The organism is Pseudomonas sp. FDAARGOS_761, from assembly GCF_013343155.1.
Classification (GTDB): Bacteria; Pseudomonadota; Gammaproteobacteria; order Pseudomonadales; family Pseudomonadaceae; genus Pseudomonas; species Pseudomonas aeruginosa.
This window is the reverse complement of sequence record NZ_CP054572.1, coordinates 3,614,607-3,633,581: the sequence shown is the minus strand read 5'-3', so window position 1 is coordinate 3,633,581 and position 18,975 is coordinate 3,614,607. Positions and strand designations below refer to the sequence as shown.

The window sequence follows — 18,975 nt, the reverse complement described above, 5'->3', positions numbered from 1 at the left end:
ATGGGGTTTTATCAGCACGATAGCGCAATTGTTGACGAAGGAGCTCAAATTGGAGACGGTTCTCGAATTTGGCACTTCGTGCATGTGTGTGCAGGGGCTAGAATTGGCAAGGAAGTTTCTCTAGGCCAAAATGTGTTTGTTGGAAATAAAGTATCCATTGGTGATCGATGTAAAATTCAGAACAACGTATCTGTCTATGACAATGTTACTCTAGAGGAAGGGGTCTTTTGTGGACCGAGTATGGTATTTACAAATGTCCATAATCCACGTTCGCTAATTGAGCGAAAAAGTGAGTACCTGAATACACTGGTGAAACGTGGCGCTACCTTGGGAGCCAACTGCACCATTGTCTGTGGGGTAACTATCGGTTCCTTTGCTTTTATTGGGGCTGGAGCTGTAGTCACGTCAGATGTGCCATCATATGCGTTGATGGTAGGTGTTCCCGCACGACAAGTTGGTTGGATGAGCGAGTACGGTGAAAGACTTGATTTGCCGGTGAATGGAAAAGGTAAGGCTACTTGTCCACATACTGGGGATACGTATCGACTGTCTGCAGATGGACTGGTGAAGGAGTTGGTGGCGTGATTGACTTTATTGACCTGCGGGCGCAGCAGGCACGTATTAAAGATAAGCTCGACCTCGCAATTGCCCGGGTACTTGAGCATGGACAATATATACTTGGTCCCGAGGTGGCTGAGTTAGAGCAAAAGCTGGCCAATTATGTCGGGGTTCGGCACTGTATCAGTGTAGCTAACGGGACAGATGCCCTGCAGATTGCGCTGATGGCATTGAATGTAGGGGCTGGCGATGAAGTTATTACCCCAGGATTCAATTATATAGCCACTGCGGAAACAGCTGCATTACTAGGGGCAACACCGGTTTATGTCGATGTTGACCCTCGCTCATATAATCTAGATCCAAAGCTGCTGAAAGCAGCTATCACAGCAAGAACTAAAGCGATTATTCCTGTATCGTTGTATGGGCAGTGTGCCGATTTTGACGAGATTAATGAGATTGCAGCGGAGTATGGTATCCCTGTTATTGAGGATGCTGCTCAGAGTTTTGGTGCAATCTATAAAGGAAGGCGCTCCTGTAGTTTGACTAAAATTGCATGCACCAGCTTTTTCCCTAGTAAACCATTGGGTTGTTACGGTGATGGTGGAGCAATTTTCACGGAAGATGACGGCTTGGCCGAGGTTATGCGCCAAATAGCTCGACATGGCCAAGACCGTCGCTATCATCATATCCGGGTGGGAGTAAATAGCCGCCTTGATACCTTGCAGGCAGCTATCCTTCTTTCAAAGATGGAAGTTTTTGATGAGGAAATGCAGTTACGCCAAAGAGTAGCACAACGTTACAGTTCTTTATTGCAGGCTGCAGGGCTTGACTCTATGCCCTACATTGAGCCGTATAATGTTAGTGCTTGGGCTCAATATACTATTCGTGTGAATGAACGGTATAATGTTCAGAGCTATCTTAAAGATGCAGGTATCCCAACTGCTGTTCATTATCCTATCCCCCTGAATAAACAGCCGGCGGTTTCTAACGACAAAGCATATCTGCCAGTTGGGGATATGGTTGCAGAAGAGGTATTGAGTCTTCCAATGCACCCTTATCTCACTGACGAAGCAATTGAGACTATTGTTAAGGCTCTCGTCAAATGAGCAGTATTCTCATACTTACAAATGCTTTCCCTTATTATCCTGGGGAGCAATTTATTGAAGATGAGATAGCATTTTGGGCTGAGAGCTCATTTTCCGAGGTGTATATTTTGCCCGCCACTTGCGGAAAAGATAGAAGATGGCTGCCTGAGAATATAACGCTCTCAACCCCGATTCAAGAAAAATCGAGATTGAATTTGATTTTTAGAGCGCTTATTTCCGCTGTCTTCATAAAAGAGATTCGATGTTTGATAAAAGCAAGGGAATTCAGCTTTTTAAAATTATATTATGCATTGAAAGCGTCGGCATTGACCAAGTCATCTGAGTTGGCGTTGCGCCAATTCGTATCCAATAATGGAAAAATCGATGTCGTTTATTGTTATTGGAATGATGTACAAGCTTACGCTTCTTGTTTGCTGAAGCAGGAAGGGTTAATCGGTAAAGTAATCTCTAGAGCTCATGGGTTCGATCTTTACGAAGAGCGACGCGCGCATGGCTATATGCCTCTGAAGCGACAGTTTGTTGATTGTTTTGATGCCGTATTTCTTCTTTCCGAACAAGGCAGAAATTATTATCAAGAGCGCTATTCTGCAGCCGATGAAAAACTCAAGATTTCTAAGTTAGGTGTACCCATTCCCAAAGGTGGTTCAAAAGTAAGTGAGGAGGGACTCCATCTGGTCTCTCTTTCTTCATGTATTCCTATAAAAAGAATTGACAAAATCATTTCCACTGTGAGGCTTCTTGCCCTTGAACACCGCTCCATTAAAATAAAGTGGACCCACTTGGGAGGAGGAGCTTTGAAGCTTGATCTCGAGTCTCTAGCCAGGACGGAACTAGGAGAGCTTGAGAATGTAAGTTTTCACTTTATGGGAGAAGTCGAAAATAAAGAAGCGAAAGCTTTTTTCCTAAATAATGCTGTTGATTTCTTTATTAATGCAAGCGAGTCGGAAGGTGTGCCGGTTTCTATTATGGAAGCGATGAGTGCTGGCGTTCCTGCAATTGCTCCTTGTGTAGGTGGAATCAGATCTCTGATAGATAATAGTTGTGGGCGGTTGCTTTCTGAAAACCCTACTCCCGAAGAGTACTGTAGCTCAATTTCCAAACTCTATCTGGGAGGAGACAGGAAAACAATGCGGGAAACGGCACGTAAAAAAATAGAGAAAGATTTTAGTTCTGAGCAGAACTATAGGTCTTTTATAAAAGAAGTAGAATATTTAGTAGAAGAAAAATAATGGTTTCTCGGAAGATAGCGGTTTTTGCTATAGGCTCTATCGGGTCGGCTGTTCTTGGTCTGATAACGCTCCCTATAATTACTTGGTTTTATTCCGCTGAAGATGTTGGCCGGATTGCAATGCTTCAAGTTGCCTCAAACTTCTGTGTTCTCCTTTTTTGTCTAGGGTTGGATCAAGCCTATGTGCGTGAATATCACGAAGAAAAAAATCGCTCGGCATTATTGAAATCATGTCTTTTCCCCGGGTTGTTTTTTTTGCTTTTGTCTTGTTCTTTTTTGTTTTTTTATGATGCATCGATACTTTCTGATTTTATGTACGAGAAAAGCGATGGTCTACTTGCCTATCTGACAATGCTTTGTTTTGTTTTTGCATTGGTTTCTCGCTTCCTCTCCCTGATTCTGAGAATGCAGGAAAGAGCTCTTGCGTTCTCTTTGACTCAGATATCGCCTAAAATTCTTTTTTTGATCGTCATTGCGTCATTTTTTGTTTTTTCCATACCGGCCTCTTTTGTAAGTTTATTAGTGGCGCAAGCAATATCTATGTTTACGATCATGTCTATTTTTGCTTGGAATACCCGTGGTGAATGGAGACCATGGAATGCCTATACGTTGTACAAGACACAGTTTCATGAGTTGTTGCGTTTCGGTCTACCATTAGTTGTGGGCGGAGTGGCGGCATGGGGACTGTATGTCATGGATAGACTCTTTTTGCGTGCCTTCTCTACCTTTTCAGAGTTGGGGATATATTCAGTAGCGGTGAGTATCGCAGCAGGTGCTGGTATTCTTGGAAACATTTTTACGACCATATGGTCTCCAACGGTCTTCAAATGGGCTGCCGAGGGGGTTGATGAAAAGAAAATTGATGAAATATCGGAGCATGTACTGGCGTGCGTTTTCTATATATTTATAATAAGTGGGCTGTTCTCTTGGATGGTTCCACTTTTTTTACCTGAAGCATATGCGCCCATACAGTACATGATAACAGTATGTGTGGCCTCTCCCTTACTTTATGCTCTCTCAGAGGCAACGGCGATCGGCATCAGCATTTCTCGCCGAACCGGTCTTTCTATGCTGTCTTCTATTTTAGCTGCGTTAACTAGCTTCGGTGGTAATTATCTGTTGGTTCCTCTCTATGGAGCAGCTGGTGCAGCGGTAGCTACTGCTGTTGCGTTTTGGGTTTTTCTATTCTGCCGAACTGAGTTTTCGTGTTCGGTGTGGCGTAAGATACCTAGGCTTAAGCTTTATATGGTTACCTCTTTCTGCACTTTGACAAGCTCATTGATTTTGCTCTCCGAAGAAAAAAATCAGGCTCTTATCTTGGTTTTCTGGGCATTACTTGGATTGAAAGGAGCTTTCCTTTTCCGAAAATCTATTGGGCTTCTTCTTTCGGTGCTTATTTCTCACTATAGGAAAAGAAAAACATGTTGAGCAGAGGGCTGGTGATTTTATTCTGCTCTATGATGTTTAAAGAGGGTTCACTTTATGGTTAATCAAGGGGGCGTTGTGATCAAGAGCTCTAAAACTTTGCTCTTTGGCTTCTTGATTCTTGTTTTCCTTTTTGTCTGTTACTTTTTTAGTTTTGATGTAAGCTCCTATGTTGATGAGCTTTCGATAGCTTTTATAGTGCTTGCGCTTTTTGTTTATATTTTTCTCTCATTCCTTTCTTTAGGGTTTAAGCCCACCTCTTTGACAGTTCTTTTTTTTGTATCGACGGCTGTGTTCATTTTTGGGCGGTTTTTTTCAAAAATATTGAATCCCGATGTTGATATTTTTGCAATAGACTTTTTTGCTACATATAAACTAGCTCCTTATGATGGGGTGAGGCTTGGCTTTTTATCGATGATATTCCTGTTTTCAATGTATATGGGAGCTGTGCTGGGGCGGGATATCAAGTTTAAGCTAGGTAGTTCTGGCGGTGTAGAGGAAGGAGGGGGGCATTTCTCTCCCATGCTTCGCATGGTTATCTTTTTCTTGGTTGTCATTATCTGCTCGATAAATCTGTATGTAGAATACAGGAATTATGTGATTTCGTCATCTGATGGTTATCTGTCCCTATATTCTTTTCAGGGCGAGGCTTATGCCGGTGGTAAGTTTTTTAAAAGCCTCTTCTATATTGCACTTGGTTTGAGCTACTCATTTTGTCTAGAGCGTGAGAAGAAAATAATAATACTCTCGTTGTTTGTCATGGGGCTTTTGTCTTTGCTCGCAGGACAGCGAGGAGGGTTTGTTATTTCTCTATTCATGCTGCTCTGGGCATATGGAATAAACCATAAGGTCAGTTGGTTTGGCGTACTGGCTGCCTTTTCTTTGTTTTTTCTCAGCCTGGTTTTGTTTGGCTCTTTAAGTGCAAGGAGTTTGGCCGTTAATTTAGATAGTGGTTGGTTAGGGTTTGTCTCCAAGTTTCTATATGATCAGGGGATATCCTTGATGGTCTTTGATGTTTCTACTAAGGTTTCTGACTATCCTCTGGTGGCTACGATTCAGAATTTTGTCCCTGGTGCGTCTAGGCTTGCATCAATCTTCTATGACTTGCGCATGCAAGACGTGAGTTATGCAGACTATCTTGCATATCACCTCGATCCTGTTACATATCTCGGAGGGCTAGGTTTGGGATGGAGCCTGCCTAGTACGTTTTATATATGGTCGTTCGAGCAGGTTTTTCTATTTTCTGCCTTTTCAGCATGCTTTGGTTTCTTGTTGAAAACCCTAGATAACAAGACCCTTTCCAGTTCATTTTTTCTGGGCCTGGCGGCTTGCCTGGTTTCGGTGATTATCATTCTTCCTAGAAGCCAGTTCTCTAATGTTATTCCTCTGGCGATATATTTTTGTGTATTTTTTCCCGTTTTTTCGGCTTTCGCAAAAAAGTCAAAATATATTATGAGTAGCCCGGTTAGCGATAGAGGATAAAGGACATGGGTGTAGATGTTTCAATTTTGATGCCGGTCTATAATGAAGTTTTGCATCTTGAAGAGGCTCTCCAAAGTATTTCTGAGCAGGGTGAAAAGCTTTCTATTGAGGTCGTCTGTGTTGATGATTTTTCTACGGATGGGACGTGGCAGTTGATGGAGCAGCTGCGGAATAAATATAATTTTCTCAAGTGCTATAAGAATGAAAAAAAAGGTAAGAACAATGCCTTCAATTTTGCCTATGAGAGGTCTAGTGGAGGTGTTGTGGTGTTGTTGGCTGGTGACGATAAACTTGTACCTAACACCTTGAGAGCGCGAGTAGATCCAGTACTGGATCAAGATGAGAACTTTATTACTCTCTGTAAATATAGAACTTTTTCAAAAACTAAGTACCTAGATGGAATGGTTTTTCCTAAGGATAGAGAGTTAGGTTCTCTTTCGGGGGGGACAATAGCTTTCAATAGAAGATTTGCTGAGAGAGTCTTTCCTATTCCGCCTGTTCTTGGAAATGAGGATATGTGGATTAAGTGTCACGCCACCTATGCTGAAGACGTGAATGTTATCCATGTTCCAGTTGTTTCTCTGTTATATCGTTTGCATGATAATAATTCTTTAAAGAGAGATGTTGGGTTTTCTAAAAAAAACGAAATGATTTCGAAGAGATCCATTGTTTATAGTGTTTATCTAGAGAGATACAGGGGAGAGCTCTCGGTAGCGGTCTCCGCTTCGTTGGCTAAGCTCGCTGCTTTAGAAACTCTTCGTGCAAATCGATCCATTCTCAGCATTCTCTTCTTCAAGAATATTCCTCTTGTCGATAAGCTTCGAGCTATTGTTTATGCTTCGCCGTTGCTCCATTGGATTCATATTAGGCTGTTAAGATGGACCTCAAGAACTTGATTTGATTAAGTTAAAATCATACATCTGAGGCTTTTGTAGGAGCTTGCGATATAACAAGGATGGAGTGATTTTGAAGATCACATATATCTTGAATCGTTCGGACTTCATGGGAGATGCCAATGTACACTTGCTTGACCTCGCTCATGGGGCTCGGCGGGCTGGCCATGACGTTACAATTCTTGTAGGCAGGGATGGGGTCTTCTTTAAAAGTTTGAGAGAAAGAGGGATTTCTTGCTTTCCTTTGAAACATATAAAGAGAGACATTGAACTAGTATCTGATCCATTCGAGACTTGGCTGCCCAAGGGTTATTGGGATAGTTGGGGCCGAGGCGAGTTGAGATAGTCATTGGGATATAACATGAACATTTTGGTTACTGGTGGTGCCGGCTTCATTGGAAGCAAGGTGGTTTCGGAGCTGCGGAAGCGGGGTATGAATGTCCGAATCTCCTCAAGGAAGATGCAATCCATCGTTGGGGTTGATTGTGTGAAAGTCGACCTCCTCAACAGTGAGGTCGATCTCGACTTCCTGGTGTCCGACTGTACGGTTATTCTCAACTGCCTCGGAGAGCTTCAGGATGAGAGCAAGATGCATGCTCTTCACGTCGAGGCAACAGAACGGCTGATCATTGCTGCGAAAAGAAGTGCTCGCCAATCTGGTATGCCAGTGCATTGGGTCCAACTAAGCAGTGTGGGTGCATACGGTCCTGTTCTGGAAAAGGCCAACTCCGAGCGTATTGTCACGGAGGAAACCGCTTCTGCTCCGGTAGGAGTTTATGAATGCACCAAGACGATTGCCGATGAACTGGTGATGTCTTCCGTCGAAAATGGTGTTTTCAGCTATTCTATTTTGCGGCCGTCCAATGTATATGGTTCAGGAATGCCAAACGGGTCGTTGCGTCAATGGGCGCGATTGATCAAGGCGCACTGTTTTTTCTATGTGGGGCCCCCAGGATCAGTTTCTACCTATGTACATGTTGACGATGTTGTCGAGGCACTTCTGCTCTGCGCATTTGAGGAAAGAGCGAAGAATCAGATATTCAATATTTCCAATGATTGCACACAAGAGAGCCTAGTGGAGGCGATGGCAGGATTGCAGGGAGTCTCTCCACCTTTTTTGCGCTTCCCAGAAGCGTTGGCGAGAATGATCGCCTTCGTTTTTTCGGGGATAAAGATGTTTCCTCTGACATCATCTCGTATAGATTCCTTGGTGGCGCGCACTCATTACTCATGCAATAAGTTGAACCATATATTAGGTTATGTGCCTAGTCGTGATATAACAAAAGAAATATCTGAAGTTATTCTCGATAAGGAAGGCCGGCGTTGAGCTATTTCAATTCAAAGGGGGTTGAGGGCGTGCGCATCGCCAGGGTCTCTACTGTGACTTTTTTTGTTGAGACCCAATTGAGAGCTCAAATTTCCGCACTTGCCCATGCGGGGGCCGAGATCACGATTGTTGCTAGTGAAAAAGAGCTTTCTAAAAATATTGATAATTGCCGTTATGCTTCTATTGTAATTCCAAGAAAAATTTCTCCGCTTAGCGATCTCCTGGCTTTGTATAAACTCTGGCGATTTTTTCGAAAAGAGCGGTTTGACATCGTTCACTCTACCACTCCAAAGGCAGGTTTGTTATGTGCGCTAGCAGGAAAGCTTGCCTTCGTGCCCATCCGTTTGCATACTTTTACGGGGCAGCCTTGGGTGGGTTTAAAAGGTTTGAAATATCTTCTTTCCAAGGGCAGTGACAAGCTTATAGCGCTTCTCAATACTCATTGCTATGCGGATAGTATTTCGCAGCGCAAATTCATCATCGATAGCGGTGTTGCAGATGATGACGATATCTCGGTTATTGGTGAAGGGTCGCTTGCCGGAATTGATCTGAAACGTTTCGCGGCTTCGCGTTATAGCTTGAATGAAAGAGTTTCTCTGAAAGCTTCCCTGGGTATCGGAAGAGCCTCGAAGACTCTGCTTTTTGTTGGGCGTCTTACTCAAGACAAGGGTGTTTTGGAGTTATTGGCGGCTTTTGAGAGCTTAGTCGGAAATCATGATGTTTTTCTTATGCTCCTTGGGCCGCATGAGATGAGCGAAGAAGAGCTTTTGGCCGGTTTTTCTAGTGATCTCAAGGAGCGACTTATTCTTTTGGGGTTTTCTGATGAGCCGGAAAAGTTCATGGCTATAGCGGATATGCTGCTCCTGCCTAGCTACAGGGAGGGTTTCGGTACTGTGGTGATCGAGGCCGCGGCCATGGGGGTGCCGACTATCGGTTCGGATATCTATGGTCTGAGCGATGCCATTGTCAATGGTGAGACAGGCCTGCTTGTGCCAGTGAAAAACTCTCAAGCGTTGGCTGCGGCAATCGATCAGCTATTAGGTGATGAGCGACTCTGCAAGGAACTGGGGGAAAAGGCTCGGATTCGAGTGGAGAAAGAATTTTCCAGTCAACGTATTAGCAATCTTTTGATTGGAGAATATACACGGTTGCTGGAGAAAGACAGGGGAGACTCATGAGCAGAATCCTGGTGACAGGGGCCTCAGGTTTTGTTGGAAGGGCTTTGTCGGAGCAGTTGCAGCGTCTGGGGCATGGAGTCGTTGCCGCTGCACGAAGCACATCCTCTCGCATTCCTTCTTCTGTACGGTCTGTATTGACTGGTGACCTGTGTCCCGATACTGACTGGTCCGAGGCCTTGCAGGCGGTAGATATCGTTATTCATGCCGCGGCGCGCGTCCATGTGATGAATGAAACGCTTGCCGATCCACTTCAGGAGTTCCGCAAGGTGAATGTGGAGGCAACCTTGAACTTGGCGCGACAGGCTGCGAGCAAGGGGGTACGGCGCTTCATATTTATCAGTTCAATAAAGGTCAATGGAGAAGCTACAGAGGATGGGCGTCCATACAGAGCCGATGACGAACCCCGGCCGATTGACCCCTATGGCCTGTCTAAGCTAGAGGCGGAGAGAGGTCTTCTGGATCTGGCAGCAAGAACTGGAATCGAGGTGGTTATAATTCGCCCGGTCTTGGTTTATGGTCCAGGCGTCAAAGCCAATTTTCTCAACATGATGAAGGTTATTAATAAGAGGATTCCGCTTCCCTTCCTTCTGGTTGACAATCGAAGAAGCTTGGTGGCGTTGACCAATCTTGTCGATTTGATCACCTCCTGCCTTGAGCACCCTTCGGCCGCGAATCAAGTATTTTTGGTAAGCGACGATGAAGATCTTTCCACGAGAGAACTTTTAAAACGCATGGGGATTGCATTGGGTGCGCCTGCCCGGCTGCTTCCTGTGCCTGTTTTTCTTATGAAGTTTATAGCAAGAATGCTTGGTAAGGGTACTTTCTCCCAGCGATTGCTTGGGTCTTTGCAGGTTGATATAAGCAAGACAAAAGAACTTTTGGCTTGGCATCCACCTTTGAACGTCGATGAGGCTTTGAAGGAGACGGCGCGCCACTTTCTGGATTCTAAAGAATGAATTTAATAATTATTCTTCCTATAATAGCTGCCTTGGCTTTCCTGCTGACGGCAATTTTGCGGAGATATGCGCTGGCCAATAGCGTGATTGATGTACCCAACGACCGTAGCTCCCATTCCATGCCTACTCCACGGGGAGGAGGCGTCTCTATAGTGATAAGTTTTTTGCTGGCAATACTGCTTCTGGGTTTCTTAGGGGTTGCCGATTGGACTTTTGTGATTGCATTATTCGGGGCGGGCCTTGGTATCGCTACTATTGGCTTCCTTGACGACCATGGACATATCGCTGCCCGCTGGAGGCTTCTCGGGCATTTTGCAGCTGCATCCTGGATACTTTATTGGCTGGGCGGTTTTCCTCCGCTGCTTCTTCTAGGTACCACCCTTGATATGGGGTGGTTTGGTCATATATTGGCCGCCATATACTTGGTTTGGATGCTTAACCTCTATAACTTCATGGATGGAATCGATGGAATTGCCGGTATAGAAGCCATAACCGTTTGCCTTGGCGGTGTACTGCTTCTTTTCTGCCTGGGAAAGGGGCTGGATAATGAAGGGATTTGGGTTCTTGCCGTGCTTGCAAGTGCCGTTCTGGGCTTTTTGATTTGGAACTTCCCTCCGGCAAAGATATTCATGGGAGATGCGGGAAGCGGATTCCTGGGTGTCGTTCTGGGGGCGCTTTCCGTCAAGGCAGCATGGGTGGCCCCGGAGCTTTTTTGGAGTTGGCTGATTCTTCTGGGTATTTTTGTCGTCGATGCAACATTTACTTTATTACGAAGACTTCTTCGTGGGGATCGCATTTATGAAGCCCATCGGAGTCATGCGTATCAGTACGCATCTCGATACTTCGGAAAGCATTTGCCTGTCACCTTGGGAGTTTTCTTCATAAATGTTCTCTGGCTCTTTCCATTTGCTCTGGCAGTTGGCTTGGGAATGGTCGATGCGCTACTAGGTGTGTTTGTTGCATACTTGCCTCTGATCTTGATTGCCGTGAGGTTTCGTGCCGGATCGCTGGAGACGGTTTGACTTCTGGAACCTTTCGCACCCCTCTTGAGCCTAACCCAGGCCTGGTGTGACGTTTCAGTGCTTGTCTCTATCTGGATTTGCTAATCTGGTTACGCTTGTGAGCTGTTTAGAAAGGAGTAGGGAGAGCTGGATGATAGATGGTTTGCGTGTTCGACTGCTGGGGCTGCCGCGTCGTTATAAAAGGATCTTGCAGGTCCTTGCCGACGTAGCGCTGGTCTGGCTCTCCCTTTGGTTGGCATTCTTGGTGCGGTTGGGCACGGAAGACATGATCAGCCCCTTCGAGGGCCATGCCTGGCTGTTCATCGCCGCCCCGTTGGTGGCCATTCCCCTGTTCATCCGCTTCGGCATGTACCGGGCGGTGATGCGCTACCTGGGCAACGACGCCCTTATCGCGATCGCCAAGGCCGTCACCATTTCCGCGCTGGTCCTGTCGTTGCTGGTCTACTGGTACCGCTCCCCGCCGGCGGTGGTGCCGCGTTCCCTGGTGTTCAACTACTGGTGGTTGAGCATGCTGCTGATCGGCGGCTTGCGTCTGGCCATGCGCCAGTATTTCATGGGCGACTGGTACTCTGCTGTGCAGTCGGTACCATTTCTCAATCGCCAGGATGGCCTGCCCAGGGTGGCCATCTATGGCGCGGGGGCGGCCGGCAACCAGTTGGTTGCGGCATTGCGTCTCGGTCGGGCGATGCGTCCGGTGGCGTTCATCGATGACGACAAGCAGATCGCCAACCGGGTCATCGCCGGTCTGCGGGTCTATACCGCCAAGCATATCCGCCAGATGATCGACGAGACGGGCGCGCAGGAGGTTCTCCTGGCGATTCCTTCCGCCACTCGAGCCCGGCGCCGAGAGATTCTCGAGTCCCTGGAGCCGTTCCCGCTGCACGTGCGCAGCATGCCCGGCTTCATGGACCTGGCCAGCGGCCGGGTCAAGGTGGACGACCTGCAGGAGGTGGACATCGCTGACCTGCTGGGGCGCGACAGCGTCGCACCGCGCAAGGAGCTGCTGGAACGGTGCATCCGCGGTCAGGTGGTGATGGTGACCGGGGCGGGCGGCTCTATCGGTTCGGAACTCTGTCGGCAGATCATGAGTTGTTCGCCTAGCGTGCTGATCCTGTTCGAGCACAGCGAATACAACCTCTATAGCATCCATCAGGAACTGGAGCGTCGGATCAAGCGCGAGTCGCTTTCGGTGAACCTGTTGCCGATCCTCGGTTCGGTGCGCAATCCCGAGCGCCTGGTGGACGTGATGCGTACCTGGAAGGTCAATACCGTCTACCATGCGGCGGCCTACAAGCATGTGCCGATCGTCGAGCACAACATCGCCGAAGGCGTTCTCAACAACGTGATAGGCACCTTGCATGCGGTGCAGGCCGCGGTGCAGGTCGGCGTGCAGAACTTCGTGCTGATTTCCACCGACAAGGCGGTGCGGCCGACCAACGTGATGGGCAGCACCAAGCGCCTGGCGGAGATGGTCCTTCAGGCGCTCAGCAACGAATCGGCGCCGGTGCTGTTCGGTGACCGGAAGGACGTGCATCACGTCAACAAGACCCGTTTCACCATGGTCCGCTTCGGCAACGTCCTCGGTTCGTCCGGCTCGGTCATTCCGCTGTTCCGCGAGCAGATCAAGCGCGGCGGCCCGGTGACGGTCACCCACCCGAGCATCACCCGTTACTTCATGACCATTCCCGAGGCGGCGCAGTTGGTCATCCAGGCCGGTTCGATGGGGCAGGGCGGAGATGTATTCGTGCTGGACATGGGGCCGCCGGTGAAGATCCTGGAGCTCGCCGAGAAGATGATCCACCTGTCCGGCCTGAGCGTGCGTTCCGAGCGTTCGCCCCATGGTGACATCGCCATCGAGTTCAGTGGCCTGCGTCCTGGCGAGAAGCTCTACGAAGAGCTGCTGATCGGTGACAACGTGAATCCCACCGACCATCCGATGATCATGCGGGCCAACGAGGAACACCTGAGCTGGGAGGCCTTCAAGGTCGTGCTGGAGCAGTTGCTGGCCGCCGTGGAGAAGGACGACTACTCGCGGGTTCGCCAGTTGCTGCGGGAAACCGTCAGCGGCTATGCGCCTGACGGTGAAATCGTCGACTGGATCTATCGCCAGAGGCGGCGAGAACCCTGAGTCATCGTTCTCCGGAAAAGGCCGCCTAGCGGCCTTTTTTGTTTTCTCCGTACGATGTTTCCGGTGCCGGACCAGGAAGCGACTGCTTTGCTGGGGCTGTCGATCCAGGTGCGTTCCACGGCGATAAGGTGGTTTCGTGGATGGGCATGAAGCCCTCTACGTGGTCATTCATCTCTGAAGGAGTGCACCCATGCACCTAATCAAATCCGCTCTGCTTCTCATCCTGTTCGCCTGTCTTCCGTTTTCGGCTTCCGCCGCACCGGTCGCCGTCGCCAAGAATCCGCTGGCCGCAACGACACCTGCGACGACCGTGTCGCCGGGGGAGCAGGTCAATATCAATACGGTCGATGAGGCCGCCCTGATACGGGGGCTCAACGGTGTCGGCGAGTCCAAGGCCAGGGCGATCCTCGAGTATCGTGCGGCCCATGGTCCGTTCGTCTCGGTGGATCAACTGCTGGAAGTGAAGGGGGTAGGCCCGGCGTTGCTGGAGAAGAACCGGTCGCGGATCGTCATCGAGTGAGGTGCGACTGAAGGGGCGAACTTTCGTCCCGATAACGAAAAAGCCCCCGGCATGTGCCGAGGGCTTTGAATTTGGCTCCGCGACCTGGACTCGAACCAGGGACCCAATGATTAACAGTCATTTGCTCTACCGACTGAGCTATCGCGGAACAGCGAGGCGTATGTTACTGATTAAAAAGGGGAAGTCAAGCCTCCCCCGATGACTTCCCCTTTTTCCCTACAGGACCTGGACGATGGCCTTGGTGATGGTCTCCAGGTTCGATTTGTTCAGCGCGGCGACGCAGATACGGCCGGTGCTGACGGCATAGATACCGAACTCGGTCTTCAGGCGCTCGACCTGGTCGGCGGTCAGGCCGGAATAGGAGAACATGCCACGCTGGCGACCGACGAAGCTGAAGTCGCGCTTGGCGCCGTGGGCTGCCAGTTGCTCGACCATCGCCAGGCGCATGTCGCGGATGCGGTCGCGCATCTCGCCCAGTTCCTGCTCCCAGAGGGCCCGCAGTTCCGAGCTGTTGAGCACGGAGGAGACGACGCTGGCGCCGTGGGTCGGTGGGTTCGAATAGTTGGTGCGGATCACCCGCTTCACCTGGGACAGCACGCGGGCCGATTCATCGCGGCTTTCGGTCACGATCGAGAGGGCGCCGACGCGTTCGCCATAGAGCGAGAAGGATTTGGAGAACGAGCTGGAAACGAAGAAGCTCAGGCCCGACTGGGCGAACAGGCGCACCGCGGCGGCGTCTTCCTCGATGCCGTTGCCGAAGCCCTGGTAGGCGATGTCGAGGAACGGCACGTGGCCCTTGGCCTTGAGCACGTCCAGCACCTGTTTCCAGTCGTCCAGCTCGAGATCGACGCCGGTCGGATTATGGCAGCAGGCGTGCAGGACCACGATCGAGCGGGCCGGCAGGGCATTCAGGTCTTCCAGCAGGCCGGCGCGGTTCACGCCATTGCTGGCGGCGTCGTAATAGCGGTAGTTCTGCACCGGGAAGCCGGCGGCTTCGAACAGTGCGCGGTGGTTTTCCCAGCTCGGGTCGCTGATGGCCACGGTGGCGTCGGGCAGCAGGCGCTTGAGGAAGTCGGCGCCGAGCTTGAGGGCGCCGGTGCCGCCGACGGCCTGGGTCGTGACCACGCGGCCGGCGGCCAGCAGCTCGGATTCGTTACCGAACAGCAGTTTCTGTACGCCCTGGTCGTAGGCGGCGATCCCTTCGATCGGCAGGTAGCCGCGCGGCGCGTGGGCCTCGATGCGGGCCTTCTCGGCAGCCTGCACGGCACGCAACAGCGGAATGCGCCCCTCCTCGTTGTAGTACACGCCCACGCCCAGGTTGATCTTGCCCGGACGGGTATCGGCGTTGAAGGCTTCGTTCAGGCCAAGGATGGGATCACGCGGTGCCATTTCGACGGCAGAAAACAGACTCATTTTGCGGCTGCTCGGAGTGTGAAGAGAGGAGGGCAACGCAACCCGTTATGCGGGGGCGCAAAGGGTTGCGCAAACGGGGGGTTATTATAGACACCCCTTGATGCATGCGGCGACATTTAGGTGCATGCTTTCAGCTATTTCTGACGCCGGATTTTCCTTGGCGTCACAGCTCCCTGCGAGGTTTTTCATGGATACGTTCCAACTCGACTCGCGCTTCAAGCCCGCCGGCGACCAGCCGGAAGCCATCCGGCAGATGGTCGAGGGGCTGGAGGCGGGGCTTTCGCACCAGACCCTGCTGGGGGTGACGGGCTCTGGCAAGACTTTCAGCATCGCCAACGTGATTGCCCAGGTGCAGCGCCCGACCCTGGTCCTGGCGCCGAACAAGACCCTGGCGGCCCAGCTCTACGGGGAGTTCAAGACGTTCTTCCCGCACAATTCCGTGGAGTACTTCGTTTCCTACTACGACTACTACCAGCCGGAGGCCTACGTACCGTCTTCCGATACCTATATCGAGAAGGACTCCTCGATCAACGACCATATCGAGCAGATGCGCCTGTCGGCGACCAAGGCGCTGCTCGAGCGTCCGGATGCGATCATCGTCGCCACCGTGTCGTCCATCTACGGCCTCGGTGATCCCGCGTCCTACCTGAAGATGGTCCTGCACCTGGACCGCGGCGACCGCATCGACCAGCGCGAACTGCTGCGGCGACTGACCAGCCTGCAGTACACCCGCAACGACATGGATTTCGCCCGTGCGACTTTCCGTGTGCGTGGCGATGTGATCGACATCTTCCCGGCCGAATCCGATCTCGAGGCGATTCGTGTCGAGTTGTTCGACGACGAGGTGGAAAGTCTCTCGGCCTTCGACCCGCTCACCGGCGAGGTGATCCGCAAGCTGCCGCGCTTCACCTTCTACCCCAAGAGCCACTACGTGACCCCGCGCGAGACGCTGCTGGAGGCGGTCGACCAGATCAAGGCCGAACTCAAGGAACGCCTGGACTACCTGCGCAACAGCAACAAGCTGGTGGAAGCGCAGCGCCTGGAGCAGCGCACGCGTTTCGACCTGGAGATGATCCTCGAACTGGGCTATTGCAACGGCATCGAGAACTACTCGCGCTATCTTTCCGGGCGGGCCCCCGGCGAGCCGCCGCCGACGCTCTATGACTACCTGCCGGCCAACTCGCTGCTGGTTATCGACGAATCGCACGTCAGCGTTCCGCAGGTCGGCGCGATGTTCAAGGGCGACCGCTCGCGCAAGGAGACCCTGGTGGAATACGGTTTCCGCCTGCCTTCGGCGCTGGACAACCGGCCGCTGCGCTTCGAAGAGTGGGAGGCGGTGAGTCCGCAGACCATCTTCGTCTCCGCCACCCCGGGCCCCTACGAGGCGGAACATGCCGGGCGGATCATCGAGCAGGTGGTGCGTCCCACCGGGCTGGTCGATCCGGAGATCGAGGTACGCCCGGCGATGACCCAGGTGGATGACCTGCTCTCGCAGATCCGCCAGCGGGTGGCCAAGAACGAGCGGGTGCTGGTGACTACCCTGACCAAGCGCATGGCCGAAGACCTCACCGATTATCTCGGCGATCACGACGTGCGGGTGCGCTACCTGCACTCGGACATCGATACCGTCGAGCGAGTGGAGATCATCCGCGACCTGCGCGCCGGTGCGTTCGACGTGCTGGTGGGGATCAACCTGCTGCGCGAAGGCCTGGACATGCCCGAGGTGTCGCTGGTGGCGATCCTCGACGCGGACAAGGAAGGCTTCCTGCGCTCGGAGCGCTCGCTGATCCAGACCATCGGTCGTGCCGCGCGCAACCTGCACGGCAAGGCGATCCTCTACGCCGACAACGTCACCGGCTCGATGCAGCGTGCGATCGACGAGACCGAGCGGCGTCGGGCCAAGCAGATCGCGTTCAACCAAGCCCATGGCATCGTGCCCAAGGGGGTGCGCAAGGATATCAAGGACATTCTCGAAGGCGCCGTGGTGCCCGGCGCGCGCGGCAAGCGCAAGGGCGTGGCCAAGGTGGCGGAGGAGAGCGGGCGCTACGAGAACGAACTGCGCTCGCCGAGCGAGATCAGCAAGCGCATCCGCCAACTGGAGGAAAAGATGTACCAGTTGGCCCGCGACCTGGAGTTCGAGGCGGCGGCGCAACTGCGCGACGAGATCCAGACGCTGCGCGAGCGCCTGGTCAACGTCTGAACCTCAGTGAGCCCCGGCGTCGGAGCGGGCGCCGATGCCGGCCGGCAGCGAGCGGGTCAGCAGCACCGCGAGCATGCTCACTGCGAGCACCATGCCGATGACATGGAAAGCATCGTTGTAGGCCATGATCATCGCCTGCTGGTGGGTGATCTCGCTGAGTTTGCCCAGCGCCGCCTGCTGGCTGCCCAGTTGCGCGGCGAGTTGCGCGAGGCGTTCGTCGACCTGCGGGTTGGTCGGCACCAGGGCTTCGCGCAGATAGTCGAAGTACACCTTGGCGCGACTGTCGAGCAGGGTCGCGAGCAGGGCGATGCCGATGGCGCCGCCGAGGTTGCGCAGGATGTTGAACAGGCTCGAGGCCGAGCCGGCATCCTGTGGCTGCAGGTAGGCGGTGGCGATCAGCGAAATGGTCACCATGATCATCGGCTGGCCGAGGGCGCGCAGTAGCTGGATCTGGTTGAACTGCGGTCCGGCGAAGTCCGGGTTGAGCACTCCGGAGAAGAAGCTGGCAAGGCCGAACAGGCCGAAGCCGGCGGCGCAGAGCAGGCGCGGCGAGACCAGCTTCATCAACTTCGGGACCAGCGGGATCAGGAACAGCTGGGGAATGCCCATCCACATGATCACCTCGCCGATCTGCATGGCGTTGTAGCCCTGGATTTGCGCCAGGTACAGCGGCAGTACGTAGATCGAGCCGTACAGGCCCATGCCCAGACCGATGCTGGAAATGCTCGCGAGGCCGAAGTTGCGGTTGCGCAGGATGCCCAGGTCGATCAGCGGGTTCGGCCGCGACAGTTGCAGGATGACGAACAGGACCAGGCTGAACAGGGCGACGCTGCCGAGGCTGACGATCAGTTGCGACTCCAGCCAGTCCTTGCGGTGACCTTCCTCGAGGAAGACCTGCAGGCAGCCCAGGCCGATGCCGAGGGTGACGATGCCGGCGTAGTCGGTACTCTTCAGCAGTTCCCAGTGCGGCGCCTTTTTCTCCAGGCCGTAGAGCAGCCCGGCGATCATCAACAGGCCCGGCGGCACGTTGATATAGAAGATGTATTCCCAGCCGAAGTTTTCCGTCAGCCAGCCTCCCAGGGTCGGTCCGATGGAGGGCGCGAAGGTGGCGGTGATGGCGAACAGCGCCATGCCCTTCGGACGGTGGTGTTCCGGCAACTTGACCAGGGCCAGGGTGAACGCCAGCGGAATCAGCGCGCCGCCGGTGAAACCCTGCATGGCGCGGAACACGATCATGCTTTCCAGGTTCCAGGCGAACGAGCAGAGCAGCGAGGACACCAGGAAGCCCACCGAGATCATCACCGCCAGGCGCCGTGCCGAGAGCAGCTGCACCAGCCAGGCGGTCATCGGGATCATGATGATCTCCGCCACCAGATAGGAGGTGGAGATCCACGAGCCTTCCTCGAGGGTCGCCGCCAGCGCGCCCTGGATGTCCTTCAGTGAGGAGTTGGTGATCTGGATGTCGAGCACCGCCATGAATGCGCCGAGCATGGCGCTGAGCACCGCGATCCAGTCGCGCCGGGTCGGTTCGCCAAGCGG

15 protein-coding genes and 1 tRNA gene are annotated in these 18,975 nt (G+C 52.3%); 13 read left to right on the top strand and 3 right to left on the bottom strand.

The genetic code is table 11. From position 1 onward, the window contains the following. From FOC67_RS16875 to FOC67_RS16820, 12 genes are all read left to right on the top strand, one after another. Positions 1–585 carry an acyltransferase gene (locus FOC67_RS16875; RefSeq protein ID WP_031627545.1) on the top strand — a complete coding sequence of 195 codons (585 nt, stop codon included), beginning with the start codon at positions 1–3 and terminating at the stop codon, positions 583–585. Further along, complete coding sequence (locus FOC67_RS16870) at positions 582–1,664, top strand: DegT/DnrJ/EryC1/StrS aminotransferase family protein (RefSeq protein WP_009313759.1); 1,083 nt, start codon at positions 582–584, stop codon at positions 1,662–1,664. Before FOC67_RS16875 ends, FOC67_RS16870 begins: the two co-directional genes overlap by 4 nt. Further along, entirely contained in the window at positions 1,661–2,893 is a 1,233-nt protein-coding gene (locus tag FOC67_RS16865; RefSeq protein WP_004350982.1) for a glycosyltransferase, read from the top strand. Before FOC67_RS16870 ends, FOC67_RS16865 begins: the two co-directional genes overlap by 4 nt. Continuing rightward, positions 2,893–4,320, top strand: coding sequence for a lipopolysaccharide biosynthesis protein (locus FOC67_RS16860; RefSeq protein ID WP_009313760.1), 1,428 nt, complete (start codon positions 2,893–2,895; stop codon positions 4,318–4,320). The genes FOC67_RS16865 and FOC67_RS16860 overlap by 1 nt, the downstream gene beginning before the upstream one ends. A 75-nt stretch (positions 4,321–4,395) precedes the next feature. Beyond that, positions 4,396–5,799 (top strand): O-antigen polysaccharide polymerase Wzy, encoded by a 1,404-nt coding sequence (gene wzy, locus FOC67_RS16855; RefSeq protein ID WP_170869074.1) that lies wholly within the window; start codon positions 4,396–4,398, stop codon positions 5,797–5,799. 5 nt (positions 5,800–5,804) lie between these two features. Then, positions 5,805–6,695: a glycosyltransferase family 2 protein gene (locus FOC67_RS16850; protein ID WP_004350976.1), complete on the top strand. Its 891-nt coding sequence runs from the start codon at positions 5,805–5,807 to the stop codon at positions 6,693–6,695. Between the two features lie 358 nt (positions 6,696–7,053). Further along, positions 7,054–8,019, top strand: a complete 966-nt coding sequence (locus FOC67_RS16845; protein ID WP_009313763.1) for an NAD(P)-dependent oxidoreductase — start codon at positions 7,054–7,056, stop codon at positions 8,017–8,019. Further along, positions 8,016–9,197 (top strand): glycosyltransferase family 4 protein, encoded by a 1,182-nt coding sequence (locus tag FOC67_RS16840; protein WP_009313764.1) that lies wholly within the window; start codon positions 8,016–8,018, stop codon positions 9,195–9,197. The genes FOC67_RS16845 and FOC67_RS16840 overlap by 4 nt, the downstream gene beginning before the upstream one ends. After that, a complete protein-coding gene (locus tag FOC67_RS16835; protein ID WP_009313765.1) occupies positions 9,194–10,153 on the top strand; it encodes an SDR family oxidoreductase in 960 nt (319 codons plus the stop codon). The genes FOC67_RS16840 and FOC67_RS16835 overlap by 4 nt, the downstream gene beginning before the upstream one ends. Next, positions 10,150–11,175 carry a glycosyltransferase family 4 protein gene (locus tag FOC67_RS16830; protein ID WP_009313766.1) on the top strand — a complete coding sequence of 342 codons (1,026 nt, stop codon included), beginning with the start codon at positions 10,150–10,152 and terminating at the stop codon, positions 11,173–11,175. Before FOC67_RS16835 ends, FOC67_RS16830 begins: the two co-directional genes overlap by 4 nt. 130 nt (positions 11,176–11,305) lie before the next feature. Continuing rightward, the gene (locus FOC67_RS16825) at positions 11,306–13,303 is read left to right on the top strand and encodes a nucleoside-diphosphate sugar epimerase/dehydratase (protein ID WP_009313767.1); all 1,998 of its coding nucleotides are present in this window, start codon (positions 11,306–11,308) and stop codon (positions 13,301–13,303) included. A gap of 190 nt (positions 13,304–13,493) precedes the next feature. Further along, positions 13,494–13,823, top strand: coding sequence for a ComEA family DNA-binding protein (locus FOC67_RS16820; protein ID WP_009313768.1), 330 nt, complete (start codon positions 13,494–13,496; stop codon positions 13,821–13,823). A gap of 72 nt (positions 13,824–13,895) precedes the next feature. Here the strand turns inward: FOC67_RS16820 and FOC67_RS16815 are convergent. Together FOC67_RS16815 and FOC67_RS16810 are read right to left on the bottom strand one after the other, a co-directional pair. Further along, a tRNA-Asn gene (locus FOC67_RS16815) sits at positions 13,896–13,971 on the bottom strand. A 68-nt stretch (positions 13,972–14,039) separates the two neighbouring features. Continuing rightward, positions 14,040–15,236, bottom strand: coding sequence for an amino acid aminotransferase (locus FOC67_RS16810; RefSeq protein ID WP_003110849.1), 1,197 nt, complete (start codon positions 15,234–15,236; stop codon positions 14,040–14,042). 187 nt (positions 15,237–15,423) lie between these two features. On the opposite strand from FOC67_RS16810, the gene uvrB reads away from it, so the two are divergent. Then, entirely contained in the window at positions 15,424–17,436 is a 2,013-nt protein-coding gene (gene uvrB, locus FOC67_RS16805) for an excinuclease ABC subunit UvrB (protein WP_003091426.1), read from the top strand. 3 nt (positions 17,437–17,439) lie between these two features. Here the strand turns inward: uvrB and FOC67_RS16800 are convergent, their stop codons facing one another. Then, positions 17,440–18,939: an MDR family MFS transporter gene (locus FOC67_RS16800; protein WP_074198866.1), complete on the bottom strand. Its 1,500-nt coding sequence runs from the start codon at positions 18,937–18,939 to the stop codon at positions 17,440–17,442. Positions 18,940–18,975 lie beyond the last annotated feature (36 nt).

Coding starts and splice junctions, on each gene's coding strand:
- FOC67_RS16875 (WP_031627545.1), top strand. CDS start 1: ATGGGGTTTTATCAGCACGATAGCGCAATTGTTGACGAAGGAGCTCAA.
- FOC67_RS16835 (WP_009313765.1), top strand. CDS start 9,194: ATGAGCAGAATCCTGGTGACAGGGGCCTCAGGTTTTGTTGGAAGGGCT.
- FOC67_RS16830 (WP_009313766.1), top strand. CDS start 10,150: ATGAATTTAATAATTATTCTTCCTATAATAGCTGCCTTGGCTTTCCTG.
- FOC67_RS16850 (WP_004350976.1), top strand. CDS start 5,805: ATGGGTGTAGATGTTTCAATTTTGATGCCGGTCTATAATGAAGTTTTG.
- FOC67_RS16810 (WP_003110849.1), bottom strand. CDS start 15,236: ATGAGTCTGTTTTCTGCCGTCGAAATGGCACCGCGTGATCCCATCCTT.
- uvrB (WP_003091426.1), top strand. CDS start 15,424: ATGGATACGTTCCAACTCGACTCGCGCTTCAAGCCCGCCGGCGACCAG.
- FOC67_RS16825 (WP_009313767.1), top strand. CDS start 11,306: ATGATAGATGGTTTGCGTGTTCGACTGCTGGGGCTGCCGCGTCGTTAT.
- FOC67_RS16865 (WP_004350982.1), top strand. CDS start 1,661: ATGAGCAGTATTCTCATACTTACAAATGCTTTCCCTTATTATCCTGGG.
- FOC67_RS16845 (WP_009313763.1), top strand. CDS start 7,054: ATGAACATTTTGGTTACTGGTGGTGCCGGCTTCATTGGAAGCAAGGTG.
- FOC67_RS16820 (WP_009313768.1), top strand. CDS start 13,494: ATGCACCTAATCAAATCCGCTCTGCTTCTCATCCTGTTCGCCTGTCTT.
- FOC67_RS16860 (WP_009313760.1), top strand. CDS start 2,893: ATGGTTTCTCGGAAGATAGCGGTTTTTGCTATAGGCTCTATCGGGTCG.